The 255-nt window shown below is 34.9% G+C and carries 1 protein-coding gene; it reads right to left on the bottom strand.

Annotation, left to right across the window (positions count from 1 at the left end; genetic code table 11):
- Positions 1-255, bottom strand: a 255-nt coding sequence (locus AC1M36_RS28610) for a hypothetical protein (protein ID WP_479846531.1), incomplete at both ends; no start/stop codon positions are given.

Here is a 255-nt window from a genome sequence, read left to right as displayed (position 1 = left end):
ATGCTGTCAGCAGATTCAATTAACTGATCTCTTTGTTGGTATAGATATTGCGAATGTTTACCACTAATTCCAAAATTAACAACATCAGCAGTTTTAGGGATTTTTAGACCTTGAATATATATAGAATTACCTGATGCACCAGCATTCTTTCGGTTTGTTTCTCGAATTTCAACTAAATGATCTCCTAGTGTCAAACCAGTAATTTTCTTTTCCACATTGTCGGCATATGTTCCGTAAGTGTCTAATTCTCCCCAT

The organism is Bacillus sp. Medicinal_06 (assembly GCF_056711665.1).
The sequence above is the reverse complement of the archived record's forward strand: the minus strand, read 5'-3'. Positions and strand labels throughout refer to the sequence as shown.